General features: G+C 36.3%; 13 protein-coding genes. 1 reads left to right on the top strand and 12 read right to left on the bottom strand.

The genetic code is table 11. The annotated features are described in order from the left end of the window. Positions 1-44: 44 nt before the first annotated feature. The 12 genes from CHI06_RS18900 to CHI06_RS18845 form a co-directional block, all read right to left on the bottom strand. Positions 45-839, bottom strand: coding sequence for a glycosyltransferase (locus CHI06_RS18900; protein ID WP_095250174.1), 795 nt, complete (start codon positions 837-839; stop codon positions 45-47). A gap of 16 nt (positions 840-855) precedes the next feature. Then, positions 856-1,944, bottom strand: coding sequence for a glycosyltransferase family 4 protein (locus CHI06_RS18895; protein WP_095250173.1), 1,089 nt, complete (start codon positions 1,942-1,944; stop codon positions 856-858). Further along, positions 1,916-2,563, bottom strand: a complete 648-nt coding sequence (locus tag CHI06_RS18890; RefSeq protein ID WP_095250172.1) for an acetyltransferase — start codon at positions 2,561-2,563, stop codon at positions 1,916-1,918. Before CHI06_RS18890 ends, CHI06_RS18895 begins: the two co-directional genes overlap by 29 nt. Before the next feature lie 14 nt (positions 2,564-2,577). After that, positions 2,578-3,201: a sugar transferase gene (locus CHI06_RS18885; RefSeq protein WP_095250171.1), complete on the bottom strand. Its 624-nt coding sequence runs from the start codon at positions 3,199-3,201 to the stop codon at positions 2,578-2,580. Continuing rightward, positions 3,201-4,316 (bottom strand): DegT/DnrJ/EryC1/StrS family aminotransferase, encoded by a 1,116-nt coding sequence (locus tag CHI06_RS18880; RefSeq protein ID WP_095250170.1) that lies wholly within the window; start codon positions 4,314-4,316, stop codon positions 3,201-3,203. Before CHI06_RS18880 ends, CHI06_RS18885 begins: the two co-directional genes overlap by 1 nt. 175 nt (positions 4,317-4,491) lie before the next feature. Beyond that, the gene (gene galU, locus CHI06_RS18875; RefSeq protein ID WP_095250169.1) at positions 4,492-5,373 is read right to left on the bottom strand and encodes a UTP--glucose-1-phosphate uridylyltransferase GalU; all 882 of its coding nucleotides are present in this window, start codon (positions 5,371-5,373) and stop codon (positions 4,492-4,494) included. 95 nt (positions 5,374-5,468) lie between these two features. Continuing rightward, complete coding sequence (locus CHI06_RS18870) at positions 5,469-7,316, bottom strand: polysaccharide biosynthesis protein (RefSeq protein WP_095250168.1); 1,848 nt, start codon at positions 7,314-7,316, stop codon at positions 5,469-5,471. Between the two features lie 515 nt (positions 7,317-7,831). Next, a complete protein-coding gene (locus CHI06_RS18865) occupies positions 7,832-8,596 on the bottom strand; it encodes a tyrosine-protein phosphatase (RefSeq protein ID WP_095250167.1) in 765 nt (254 codons plus the stop codon). Between the two features lie 102 nt (positions 8,597-8,698). After that, positions 8,699-9,403, bottom strand: a complete 705-nt coding sequence (locus tag CHI06_RS18860; RefSeq protein ID WP_095250166.1) for a CpsD/CapB family tyrosine-protein kinase — start codon at positions 9,401-9,403, stop codon at positions 8,699-8,701. Further along, complete coding sequence (locus CHI06_RS18855) at positions 9,393-10,142, bottom strand: YveK family protein (protein WP_095250165.1); 750 nt, start codon at positions 10,140-10,142, stop codon at positions 9,393-9,395. The genes CHI06_RS18860 and CHI06_RS18855 overlap by 11 nt, the downstream gene beginning before the upstream one ends. Before the next feature lie 614 nt (positions 10,143-10,756). Then, positions 10,757-11,482: a LytR/AlgR family response regulator transcription factor gene (locus CHI06_RS18850; RefSeq protein ID WP_095250164.1), complete on the bottom strand. Its 726-nt coding sequence runs from the start codon at positions 11,480-11,482 to the stop codon at positions 10,757-10,759. 252 nt (positions 11,483-11,734) lie between these two features. After that, entirely contained in the window at positions 11,735-13,792 is a 2,058-nt protein-coding gene (locus tag CHI06_RS18845) for a PAS domain-containing hybrid sensor histidine kinase/response regulator (protein WP_095250163.1), read from the bottom strand. Between the two features lie 184 nt (positions 13,793-13,976). Here CHI06_RS18845 and CHI06_RS18840 point away from each other — a divergent pair, with 184 nt between their 5' ends. Then, on the top strand, positions 13,977-14,162 hold the full coding sequence (locus CHI06_RS18840) for an aspartyl-phosphate phosphatase Spo0E family protein (RefSeq protein ID WP_133371789.1): 186 nt from the start codon (positions 13,977-13,979) through the stop codon (positions 14,160-14,162). The last annotated feature ends 5 nt before the right edge of the window (positions 14,163-14,167 follow it).

The following is a 14,167-nucleotide window of genomic DNA, read 5'->3' as shown; positions in this document are numbered from 1 at the left end:
TAATTAAGTAGTTAATTTATACTGACATTTTTAGTTTTAAGCACTTAATTCAATTTTTTTTGATGATATTTTTTCATTATAATAGTCGGCATTATTCCTGCAATTAATGGTTTAATTAAGTAGGGATATCTTTTATACCATATAAAGCCAAGCCTTTTTAAATAAATTTCTTTTACCTTAATTTCATTAAACCTATCCTTAAACTTTTTCTTTTTATAACCATTTGAGTCAAGTCTGTATTTTAAAAGTACATCATCCATTACATATCCTTTATAACCGTTTGCATACATATTCATTTGCATTGCATAGTCTTCACAGCGACTAAATAAGGGATAACCTCCAGAATTTATAACATCATTTCTTTTCAAGCAAATAGTTGGATGTATAAATGGAGTTCCAAATAAGAAATCATTTTTTTGTACTTCTCCTGTACGCTTGCTTGTCCCATAAACCCCATCTTCATCGAAATAGTCTGCTCGACTTGATATAATGGAATATTCAGGATGTTCTAATGCAAATCCCATTTGTTTCTCTATCCGATTTGGATAAGCAATATCGTCAGTATCCATCCTAATAATATAATCTGACTTTGCAAGTATTAATCCTCTATTTAAAGATCTTTCTAGTCCGAGATTTTGTTCGTTATGTTCTAGTTTTATTCGACTATCTTTATAGCTTTCAACAATTTCTACTCCATTATCTTTTGTTGCATCATTTATAATTAGAAATTCAAAATTGGTAAATGTTTGATTCAAAATACTTTCAATTGCTTTACGTAATTGTTCTTCTGGGGTATTGTACATTGACATTAACACAGTTACAAAAGTTTCTTTTCGCATATCTTTACCTCATGTATCAGCCATGTAATTTCTCGACTGTTTTTTCTACAACTTGTTTCTTTTCAAATTTTTTTTCTATAAGTTCTCTAGAATTTCTTCCCATTTCAACCTTTTTTTCGTATGGCAATTCGATAAACTGCTTTATTTTTTTATACAGATCATCAGCATCCTTTACATTTACCAAATATCCATTTACTCCAACCTCAACAGCTTCCAAACAGCCGTGAATATTACTTGTTATTAGCGGTCTACCCATAGCTCCACACTCAAGCAATGTATTCGCCATACCCTCATGATAAGATGGGAGAACAAAGCAATGTGATTTTTTTATAAATGGTTTTACATTTTCTTGAAAACCATGATAGATAATGATATTTTGTAACTCTAATATTTTTATTCTTTCTTCATATTGATCCTCGATTGACCCGACAATATCAAAAATAATATTATTATTTTCACGTTTAATTTGTTGGGCAACTTCAAAAAGTTCCTCAACACCCTTTTCCTTCATTATTCTTCCAACAAACAAAAAACGAATTTTTTCTCTTTCAACTGGATATTGACAAAAATTATATTCCTCTAGGTTGACTCCCGCACCATTTAATTTGCACGTTTTTTCTTCACTTACAATCTGATTTTCAATAAATATTTTTTTGTTATCCTCATTCTCAAAGAATATTACCTTAGCCTTTTTGCATGCAATTTTATAAAGAAATACTATTGTTTTTTTAAGGAATCCCTGTTTTTGAAAAGCAGTTCCTAAACCTGTAATATTTATTGCATACTTTACTTTTTTTATCCCACTCACAATTCCACCATATATGTTGGGTTTAATTGTATAGGTGATTACTATGTCAGGTTTTACTAAAGTAATTAACTTAAAATAAAATATTAAAAGTTTTAAATCTGTAATAGGATTTATTCCTCTCCTATCTACATCAGTGTTAATAAATGTACATCCCATGTCAATAAGTGGTTGTACAAACTTCCCTTTAGGTAATGAGATAAATATGGAATTACCTTGCATTAATAACTCTGCAATTAGTTCTTTTCTAAACTTATATAAACCGACATCTTTATTTGCTAATATTAGTATTTTTTTCATAAATTACTCTCCTAGCCGGAACCCCTACATAAATTCCAGTATCAGTTATATCTTTTACAACCACAGCACCAGCACCAACTTTAATCCCGCTGTATATGGTAATGTTATTTATAATAATACTTCCTATACCTATCCATGTTCCTTTTCCGATTTTCACCGTACCAGCCAGGTTTGCCCCTGGTGATATGTGGACATAATCATCTATAAAATTGTCATGATCTATCGTAACACCTGTATTAATAATGCACCCATTTCCTATTATAGAACAGCAGTTAATCACTGTTCTCGCCATAACAACTGTCCCCGCTCCTAACACAACTTGTTCTCCTATAATAGCGCTGGGATGAATCAGAATAGGGATAGATGCTCCTATTAATTCAAGTTCCTTCTGAATCTTTTCTCGTGTAGAATTATTACCAATACCTACAAATATGTCGTAATCCTCAACATGCATACAGGCATCAGATGATCTACCAATCACCTCTATACCCATGCTTGATTTGACATTTTCGTTATCATCTAAAAAAGCAATACTCTCCCACTTATTCATTTTCAATGCTATATCAGCCACAACTTTCCCGTGACCACTTGCACCGATTATTAGAAGCTTGTTTTTCATAACTCTATCCCCCTTTAATTACCTTTAAAAGGCTCCACAGTTGCGGCAGTTTCTGAATTTATCCCTTCCCTAACAAAAACCTTTTTAATAGTTTGGAATATAATCTTCCAATCTCCAAGAAAGCTAACATTTTCAACATACTCAACATCAAGATTGAATTTATCTTCCCAACTGATTGCATTCCTGCCACTAACTTGAGCCAATCCCGATAAACCAGGTCTAACTTCATGACGGCGTTTTTGATGTTCATTATAGAGAGGTAAATACTGAACAAGTAATGGTCTGGGACCAATGATGGACATATCACCTTTTAGTATATTAATAAGTTCTGGTAACTCATCAAGGGATGTAGAGCGTAGAAACTTCCCAAAACTGGTTAATCTAATACTATCAGGAAGTAGATTGCCCTTTTCATCTTTTTCGTCTGTCATCGTTCTAAACTTATACATCATAAAAATCTTCTCATTTAGACCTGGTCTTTCTTGTTTAAACAACACAGGACTACCTAGTTTCACCCTTACAAAAATAGCAACTATCAAAAAAACAGGACTAAGAGCTATAATTGCAACCAAAGATAGTATTAAATCCATTGACCTTTTTAATAAATTTCTATAAATGCCACCTTTGGAGGTTACCATTAATCTAGCCACAACCCTTTAATAATTTTCACGACTTTCTCTAATTCACCATCTGTTATTTTCGTATCAGACGGTAAGCACACACCATTTTCAAACAACTTCTCTGATATATCCGAACCAACAAAATCATACTTCTCAAAAAACGGCTGCATATGCATTGGCTTCCAAACTGGTCTTGACTCGATATTTTCCTTTTCGAGAGCTTCCATAATATCTATCGGTCTAACTTTGCCACTTAAAGTAATGGAACTTAGCCAATAGTTAGGGGCATTCCACTCATTACTAGGCATGAACTCAACACCATCAAGTCCGCTTAGTTCTCTTTTATAAAATTCAAAGATATAATTCTTCTTTTCAACTCTCTGATCCAATACTTTAAGCTGCCCTCTACCAATTCCAGCTACAACATTACTCATACGGTAATTGAATCCTAATTCGCTATGTTGATAGTGTCTTGCTTGATCTCTACTCTGAGTAGCCCAGAACCTTACCTTTGCAATCCGTTCTTCATTATTAGAGACTAGCATTCCACCACCGGAGGTGGTAATAATCTTATTCCCATTAAAAGAGAAAATTCCATAATCCCCAAAAGTCCCAGTATGTTTACCTTTATAGTAAGTACCTAATGACTCAGCAGCATCTTCGATTAACGCCACATTATACTTCTTACATAGCTCCACAATCTTATCCATGTCTGCAGACAAACCATAAAGGTGAACCACTATCACTGCTTTCACATCAGGATATTTTTCAAATGCATCTTCCAACGCTTTAGGACACATATTCCATGTCTCATAATCACTATCAATAAAAACTGGTATAGCATTTTGATAGATTATTGGATTAGCAGTAGCTGAGAATGTAAGAGTTGGACAAAAGACAATATCCCCTTCTCCTACTCCTGCTGCTTTAAGAGCTAAATGAATTGCAGCCGTTCCAGAGGTTAGTGCTGCCGCATTTTTTGAACCGACCTTATCCGCCAATTCTTTTTCAAACTGATTCACATTTTCCCCTAAAGGTGCAATCCAATTCGTATCAAAGGCTTCTTTAACATATTGCATTTCATAGCCTTCATCACTCATATGTGGTGATGAGAGGAATATTCTTTCTTTCATAAACAAAGACTTCCTTCCATTGTTAAGTTACACATAATTGATTGTTTTTTAGTCACTTAGTACTTAATTAGAAATATGTTTTCCAACTAACTACTAACCAACTAAAGATTTCTTTACAACAGCCCCCTGCCCATAGAAAACAAATCTATGAACGGGGTCTATTTAAATTCAATATTTATTTCACTTTTAATTCATTCATAACTTCATCAAGATAGGTAAGTAACTCAGACCTCAATTCAGGATTCTGTAGCGCAAAATCGATGGTCGTCTTTACAAATCCTATCTTCTCACCCACATCATACCGCTTACCCTCAAAATCATAAGCAAACACTCGTTGAATCTGATTCAACTTCTGAATTGCATCTGTCAATTGAATCTCTCCACCAGCACCTGTTTGCTGTTTATCCAAGAGCATAAAAATCTCCGGTGTAAGAATATATCGTCCCATAATAGCAAGATTAGAAGGCGACGTTCCTGGTGCAGGCTTCTCAACAAAGTTATCAACCTGATATCTACGCCCCTCTTGAACCGAAGGTTCAACAATCCCATAACGATGTGTCTCATTATCCGGAACAGTTTGCACCCCAATCACTGAAGAATGAGTTTCTTCATATATATCCATTAATTGTCGTAAGCAAGGCGTATCACTTTGAACAATGTCATCTCCAAGTAAAACAGCAAAAGGCTCATCCCCAATAAAATTACGCGCACACCAAACCGCATGCCCTAACCCTTTAGGTTCTTTCTGACGAATGTAATGAATATCTGCTAGATTAGTAGAATATTGAACTTTATCTAGTAACTCTAACTTCCCTTTATCCCTAAGGTTTTGCTCTAACTCAGGTGCAAAATCAAAATGATCTTCAATAGCCCGTTTACCTTTTCCAGTAACGATAATGATATCTTCAATCCCAGATGCAATAGCTTCTTCAACAATATATTGAATTGTTGGTTTATCAACAATTGGCAGCATTTCCTTTGGCATTGCCTTTGTAACCGGTAAAAATCTAGTACCCAGCCCTGCAGCCGGAATAATCGCTTTCCGTACCTTTTTCATACTAATTCTCCACCTTTGTACATTTTCAAATAGCTTTCAAACCGAAGATTTGTATCTATTAATTTGTCATAATCTAACCGCAAGGTTTGCTTCTATTAAACTATTAATTCCACATCCTTTTTCGCATAAGCCAAAACAGGTGAATAATCAAACTTATTATTAGCCACAGCAATCAAAGTATCATGCATTTCCTTCTCAGACATCCCTAACAGCCCATTAATTAAACCACTAAGCACCTCAGCCTCAAGTACATTCGCCTTCCCGATATGAATTTTAGGAAAAATACTCTCAGGATGAACCTCATTCTCATTTAACAATTCTTCATACATCTTCTCTCCAGGACGGAGTCCAGTAAAATGTATCCCGATTTCTTCTATTGTATAGCCCGAAAGCTTAATCACATTTTTCGCCAGATCAACAATCTTTACAGGCTCACCCATATCAAGAACAAAAACTTCACCGCCACGAGCAAGGGATCCTGCCTGAATAACAAGCCGTGAGGCTTCAGGTATCGTCATGAAGTACCGTGTCATATCCTGATGTGTAACCGTAACCGGCCCGCCGGCTTGAATCTGCTTCTTAAATAAAGGTATAACACTACCACGACTACCAAGTACATTCCCAAACCGAACCGCAACAAATTTCGTATTGCTGTGTTCAGCTAGACTCTGAATAATCATCTCCGCAAATCGCTTCGTGGCCCCCATGACATTCGGAGGATTTACAGCCTTATCCGATGAAATCAAAACAAAAGTATTAACACCGAAGGTGTCACACGCCTCCGCCACATTCTTAGTACCAAAAACGTTATTCTTAACCGCTTCCCGAGGATTATATTCCATCAAAGGTACATGCTTATGTGCTGCTGCATGATAAACAACAAACGGTCGATGTTCTTCCATTACTTCAAATATTCGATTCCGGTCTTGAATATCGCCAATCACTGGAATAATTTCAATACTGTTTTGATATTGATTACGTAATTCCATATCTATTAAATAGATACTATTTTCACCATGACCAACCAAAACAATTTTACTAGGGTTAAACTTGCAAATCTGGCGACAGATTTCTGAGCCAATCGATCCACCCGCACCAGTTACTAACACGGTCTTGCCAGATACATATTCTGAGATACTGCCAATATCTAACTCAACAGGATCTCTTCCTAATAAATCCTCAACTTGGACTTCACGGAACTGATTGACTGAGATTTTCCCTGTCATTAAGTCCTCAAGCTTGGGAATAATCTGTGTTTTTGCATTTGTTTTTGAGCATTCCTCAAATATACGATGTAACTCTTTTTGCTTTAACGAAGGAATCGCAATCACAATGTTTTCAATTTGGTACTTTTCAACCGTTTGAGCAATCCTGTCCGAACCACCAACCACAGGAATACCGAGAATATCCAATTTATATTTCTTTGGATCATCATCAATAAATGCAACAGGCTTTAGATCAATTTCATGGTTGTTCAGTAACTGACGTGCCACCATCGTTCCACCCGAACCCGCACCGATAATAAGGGTTTTTTTGATATCCTTATGTTTATTCATAATGTTGTCACGGAACATTCTCCACGAGAACCTTGAACCACCTATTAACAGCACATGTAGCATCCAGGTTATCAATAATGCTCTTACATATGTGTTATGAAAAACTAACAGCTGCATCGCCGAAGTGGCCGCAATTGAAAATGTAACAGCTTTGACAATGGCAATGAGTTCACCGACACTCGCATATTGCCAAGCCTTATTATAAAGATGATACATGGAAGCAAATAGATGATGGCAGATTAATAAGGTCAGCGCAGTCACAAGCAACATAGGTATTTTAAAAATGTGAACCCAAGGATTAAGCGTCCAATAACTTATGTAGATAGCCGTCAACACAATAATTGAATCCAATATAGCAAGTGTGGTTAATCTTTTCTTATATGTCACTAGAACATTCCCCCTTTATCTCTTTATTAAGGCTCTTTTCTTATAGTTGTTACTTTTTGCAACAAAAACTAATGACTGTATGTGTTACGGAAAAGGTAGCATAAATTAAATAAGAAAAGAGCTTGCAAACTAAATTCAGAGATCCAAAATAACTATTTGCACGTTAAAATCGGCTTTAAGATTTTAACAACAATCGTTACGAAAACATCTCTATTCGGTTAAAGCGAAATTTTTGACAAAAAAATAAATATCTAATGGAAACTCAGTTGACTCTTCACCTGATCTTTCATTAGATATTTATTATTTTTACTTTTTTTATTTTAAAAAATCAGGCATTTAACCCATCCTCGCATCATACTCTTGACGACAGGCGTCTAAGGATTGGAGGAATGTCTCCCCTCCCACAGCATAATCGAGTGCTCACATGGATAACGGACAGGAAGCCTCGCCGTTCAGGGAGTTATGCCTGAAAAATCTATAGGTAAAGCTTTTCATTCTCATCGGCTTAGTTGGATTTAAAACAAATTGAATAGTTTTTTTCTTTTAATTCTCTCTGGATCCTCTTTGTAGACATGCTTTCCCTCAATGACAAGAGCAGCATTTTCTTCAAAGTAGTAGACCATTTCGTTCCCATACTTTTGACCAATTACACCAAACGCTTCTCTCATCTTAAAACTACGGTTTGTGATATTATGAGCATCGGATGCAATGAAGTGTGTTAAATTTGCTTCAACTAATTGCAGTGAAAAGTTTTTAATTTTTTTTCCGAAGTCACCACATACACTTGCAGCTGTGATTTGTGTCAATGCCCCTTTTTTCACTAACTGATATAGTAAATCAGCGCGTTCGATGATTTCCTGATTCCGTTCAGGATGGACAATCACTGGTATCAGTCCATTCATCTGCAAATCATAAAACAGCTTTTCCGTATACCTAGGCACATGATTCGATGGAAATTCAACTAGGATATAAGGTGTATGATTCACTGGCAGGATTTCTCCTGTCTCGTATCCCTCGAGCATTTCACCATGGATCCGTACTTCCTGTCCTGGTAATACCTCTAATTCTATCTGTTCCACACGTAAAGCCTCGTTTAACTCTTTCACTCTATCAATAATCGATTGCTTAGGATTTTCATAAGCGTTGTTCAAATGATGCGGTGTTGCAACTATTTTATGAATCCCCTGTTCAACAGCCTTTCTCGCCATGTTAAGACTATCGGAAAGAGACTGCGCACCATCATCTACATCAGGTAATATATGACAATGTAAATCGATCATAAGCAGCACTCTCTTTCCAAAAGATTGTTATTTTTCTACGACAATATTCATGGTACCACCGTCGAAAGATTAGGTAAAGGGGTGTAATTTGTCGAAAATTAGTTATTTTGAACCATAATAATAGTAATAATCATTACCCTTTACTTCTTTATGGTTTAAAACAACACCAACCAATTTACTTTGGGCATTTTCGAGCAATTCCTTTGCCTTCTTCGCTTGGTCAATTTCTGTTTTGCCGCTAAAGACGACAAAAATGGAAGCATCTACCTTATTCGCTAGAATTTGCGGATCAGCAACGGCTAATAATGGTGGCGTATCAAATAGTACATAATCAAATTGTTCCTTCGCTTCTTCAATAAACTGTTCCATTGATTTCGAACTCAATAACTCTGCTGGATTCGGAGGAACCGGCCCGCTCGTTAGGATATATAAATCCTTTTCTTCCGTTTCAAGCACTGTGCTGCCAAGTGTTGCTTGCTTCGTTAATACAGTCGTAAAGCCAAATAAATTATTTTCGCCAAACGAACGATGAACGGTTGGCTTACGAAGGTCTGCATCCACTAGCAATACCTTTTTCCCAAGCTGCGCAAATACTACTGCAAGGTTTGCTGCTGTAGTCGATTTTCCCTCAGCTGGTCCAGAAGAGGTAACCATCAAGGTTTTAAGTTCCTTATCAATAGAAGAGTATTGAACATTCGTCCGGATTGTTCTGTATTGTTCAGAAATCGGTGACTTTGGATCAAGATTTGCAATAAGCTTACGACTTGGGTCCGTTATTTTCAGTTTCTTATTTCTCTTAAACACCAAAAGTCTCACCTCTTCCTGTTGTTCTGGTTCCTGCTTTACGTTTTTTCAACTCTTCCATCTTTTGATCGTCAATTTGTGCAATGACGCCTAAAATCGGAAGACCTAGTATTTTTTCAATATCTTGTTCGTTTTTAATCGTGCTGTCAAAATACTCAAGTAGAAACGCTAGACCCACAGACGCCATCAAGCCAACAACAATTGCAATTGCTACATTCATTACTGGTTGTGGTTTAATCGGAGATTGATCTTCCGCTACCGTTGCCTTAGCTAAAATACTTACATTATCGACACTCATAATTTTTACAATTTCTGTTTGAAAAACTTCTGCTATTTTATTGGCTATTTTTGCCGCCATATTTGGGTCTGAGTCTTGAACGGATATATTAACAACCTGTGAATCCTTTTCACTCGCTACTGTAATTTTTCCATTTAATTGTACTGCAGTCATATCTAATTTAAGATCTGCTGCCACTTTATCTAATATAGCTGGACTCTTGATAATAACATTGTAGGTATTGATTAATTGAAGATTTGTTTGAACTTCACTTGGACTGTAAACAGACTGTTCACTTTTTGCTTGATTGACGAGAATTTGTGTCGAAGCTTGATAGATTGGGGTTAGAAAAAAGTAACTAACGACTCCGCTCACTAATCCTGCTGTCATTGTAATGAGTATGATCATAACAAGGCGTTTTTTTAACGTCGCTAGTAATTCTTTTAAACTTATTGTCTCTTCCATAATATCCTCCCTATTACTTTGTGCCTAATACTTTTCTTACAAAACAAAAAGTATTATATCATGAAACACTGTCGCTTTTTGTCGATTTATGGAGAATGGTGAATATTTATTTATACTTTTTGTTTTTATTATCCTATTTTTTTTGAAGTGTACTTCCAGTTAAATAAGTATAAATTCACAGAATACTTATTAGATGAACATCGAAGAAATTTGTGAAACACTTAACAAGCTTAACATATTTTTTTGTAAAATAATGTAGATATTTCAAAATTGGTAAATATATTACAATTTCCACTTTCATGTATTTATAAATGACCTAAGCAGCGGGATTAATCTTATCATGGTGCCTTTCGTTTAAGGAAATCCAGAAAACTTACTAGGTAATGAAGTAAAGCTTACAATGACTGAGCTTTAAAAGTTAGCGAAGCCAATTTCCTTCAAGACCATAATAGGCAGAAAGTCACTACTTACGATTTGATGATGGTATTCTGACAGGATTGTCAGAATGATGTCTTCGCACATTGGGGAACTCTTTATAGAAGTAAAAGATTACTAGCCATAAAACAAAAGGATCTCCTACTAAAAAGGAAATCCCCGCAGTTTATAGGCCCATCTTATATTCCCATTAACCGCTGCACCTCATGGATCTTTAATTTCGAAATAGAAGCGAACTTTTCAGGGACAGTAAATTCAGCTATATAGGTTTCTCCAAACGGTTTAATCTTGATGATTTTCCGTAAATTCACCAAGTAGGAACGATGTGTCTTAAAGAAAAAGTCAGGTAGTCTGTCCTCCAATTCCTGCAGTGACTCAAGGGATTCATAGCGGTCCTCTACGGTATGGATAATTGATTTTCTTCCTTCTTTTTCTATATAAAGAATATCTTCTATTAAAATGTATACGAATGCATTGTTTGACTTAATGGCCAGCTTATTTTTGATAACGGACTTCGATTTTGTCAATCCATATAATTGGAGCGCTTGTTTCGCTTTTTCCAAGGCGATAAATAAGCGGACCTTTTCAATTGGTTTCACAATATAATCAATCGCTGAAATATTGAATGCCTCGACAGCAAACTCTTCAGAACCCGTTGTAAAGATCACCTGAAGGGAAGGAAGCATTTCTTTACACATTTTCGCTGCCTCTACCCCATTTAGTAAGGGCATATGGATATCCACTAGCACGATATCCGGCTTTACTTTTTGGACCACTTCAATCAATTCTTTACCGTTTGAAGCTTCTCCGACTACCTTATATTCAGATAATAACTCGATAAAATAGGAAAGAAGGGTTTTAGAAGAAAAGTCATCCTCTGCAATTACTACTCTTAATTCTTCCATCTAACCCCTCCCTTATTTCGAAGTTACCTTTTATTGTAAACACTTCATTGGGATTCAATACGAATGATTAATAAACCTCTATCTACTGTATCTTTTCTATCCAAATGTGTCCATTCGACAAAAAACATATGAGGGGCAATAAACGGCACTTTAGCTATTTGTTGGGACAGTACATGTCATCAAAAGGACTTTTTACGACATAAAATACACAAGTTTGTAACATCAGTAACATTTACGTAAAGCCGTTAGTTCTTAACGCAAATTTTTTTCGATTAACTTTAAAAATGCGGGAACGTCGAATGGCTTTGTGATATATTCCTTAAAGCCCATCGCTAAGGTACGGTCGATATCCTCCTTCATCGCATTCGCACTCAGCGCGATAACCGGAATACCCGTCCATTCTGGGTTGGATTTTAGCTTTTCAAACACTTCTACACCATTCATATCAGGAAGATGCAGATCCAATAAGATTAAATCCATTTTTTGATTCGCAGCTGCCCGAAGACCCTCCGTGCCCGATCTTGCCGTAAGTAATTCCATTCCTTGTCCGTTTTTAAGGATTTCTGCTACTAATAGCTGGTTGGATAGCTGATCCTCTATATAGAGAATGGTAACCTCATTGTGTTCTGGTAGGGTCATTTCATTTTTTTCAGGCGACACGAGGTGGTCAGCTTTATTCGATCGAACCCTTGGCAGGCTAATCCAGAAATCACTGCCCACTCCGATTTGGCTCTCCACTCCAAGCTTCCCCCCCATTAAGATCGTCAGCTGTTTAACGAGGGAAAGGCCAATCCCCGTCCCTTCTATGAATGGATTTTCTAGGCGGTAAAACGGTTCGAAAATTTCCTTTTGTGCCTCAAGCGGAATCCCTATCCCTGTATCGCTTACATGAATCGTCAGAAGGTCATCCTTGGATTCACAGCTGATGATGATTTCCCCATTTTCACGATTATACTTAATACCATTATCTAATAGGTTCAACAGAATCTGTCTGAGCCTCAATTGATCAGCATATACAAAATCATTTTCACATTCGTTCCGCTTTTTCGTTATCGTTATTCCTCTGAGATTAGCAGTTGGTCTTACGAAATTGATACATTCATCGATTACACTTGCTATTTTTATGTTTTCTACTGATAGCTTTAATAATCCCGATTCAATTCTCGAAAGGTCTAATACTTCATTAATTAAGTTGAGCAGGTGCCTTCCGCCCTTTAAAATTTCTCTGACAAAAGTGCCCTCCTTCTCATTAAGCGTTTCCTGGAGCTCCAGCAATTGCGAAAAGCCAAGAATCGCATTAAGCGGCGTCCGTAGTTCATGACTCATATTCGCTAAAAACGCTGATTTAGCCATATTCGCTTTTACCGCATCCTCTTTTGCCCTTAGTATTCCTGTTTCCATCGCCTTTCGCTCGGTAATATCTTCAAAAGCCCATAAATGCCCCTTTAGTTCTTCATCTATATAAAAAGGAAAATAGCTTCTCTTAATCAATCGGTCATTCAGCATTTCGACTTCATCCACCACAGGTATATTATTGGCTAAAATACCTTTCACTTTTTCCTTTTCTTCCTCACTATATTTATACGATGGATGATAGTATTTGGCAGCAGGCTGCCCGATCAAGTTCTGTCTTGGCTCGTTAATTCTAAATAACTCTAAGCATGGTCGATTTACGGCGACAATCTTTCGATCAGTATTGATCACAATGATTCCAATTGGGATACCATCAATGATCGTTCTCAACAATGCATTCGATTCTCTTAGTTTAATTTCGGTTTCTTTTTGCTTCGTAATATCCGTCATCGTCACTAAAACTTGGGGGACGTCTGTAGAATCCCTTGGTTCAAGAAGCTTTGTATTAATAGATATCCATCTTGTTTTTCCTGAGCTTTTAATGCCTATGACTCTGCCTGTTATCGATTCTCCCGTTTTTAAGGTAATCGCGACCGGATAATCTTCTAGTGCTAATGGATTTCCTTCCGTATCTACGAAAGGGAAGTTTGGTTCCAAAATGTTCAGCTTTTCATGAAATGTCTCTCTATCTATATTAAACATTTTATAGGCATTTTCGTTCAAAGGTATTTTCTTGTGATCTGCCCCATAAAGAATCACACCCTCCGGCATCACACTTAATATATTCTTATATCGTTTTTCACTATTATCTATTATCTCTTTTGCACTTTTTAACTCTGAAAGATCAACACCCGATCTGTATGAATGGAACAGCGTTTTCAGTTTATAGATTTTATAGCAGGCAGCGATTAAGGCAATCATCAATAATAGGATAATCGTCATAGCTAAATGTCCCACCTTCGATATCCCCCTTTACAACTTTATCTTTAGACTTCCCCAAAACAAATGATGATAGTTGCTCCTTTTAACACCATTCATACCGTATCTTATACAGGTAATCGGCCATTTGGCGGATGGGGAAAATCATCGTAGGAATTTTATGTTATCATTTTGTAACATACCTATTTTTCAAGGAGTTCCTATGACTTATTTGCTAGTAATGATTGAAGAAACACAGCTCAAGCTACAAGAATTAGTCGATCAGTATGGAATGACATCCGAGAAAACCATTGAATGCAGCAAGCAACTAGATACATTATTATACCTACTGGAACAAGCTATCCAAAATAAAAAGACTACCGAGGAAAATAAACCTTCCCTTGGGTAGTCTCT

This window comes from Bacillus sp. 7884-1, from assembly GCF_002272245.1.
Taxonomy (GTDB): Bacteria; Bacillota; Bacilli; order Bacillales; family Cytobacillaceae; genus Neobacillus.
The sequence above is the reverse complement of the archived record's forward strand: the minus strand, read 5'-3'. Positions and strand labels throughout refer to the sequence as shown.